At 43.7% G+C, this 215-nt stretch carries 1 tRNA gene; it reads left to right on the plus strand.

Annotated elements, in window-relative coordinates:
- Positions 1 to 142: 142 nt before the first annotated feature.
- Positions 143 to 215, plus strand: a tRNA-Ala gene (locus tag ACJDUH_RS19705).

Raw genomic sequence — 215 nt, forward strand, 5'->3', positions numbered from 1 at the left:
CTAGCTGGATTAACTTTAATATATCTGTTTAATTTTGAGAGACCAAATGTCTAAATGACATTTGGTGGGTAATATAGCCCATGGCAATGGGCGAGTTAATATTAACCCGTGCCGCAAGGCCAAATGTCTCTTATTTTAATATGGGGGTATAGCTCAGCTGGGAGAGCACCTGCCTTGCACGCAGGGGGTCAAGAGTTCGAGCCTCTTTATCTCCA

This window comes from Candidatus Clostridium radicumherbarum, assembly GCF_045310525.1.
Classification (GTDB): domain Bacteria; phylum Bacillota; class Clostridia; order Clostridiales; family Clostridiaceae; genus Clostridium_AT; species Clostridium_AT radicumherbarum.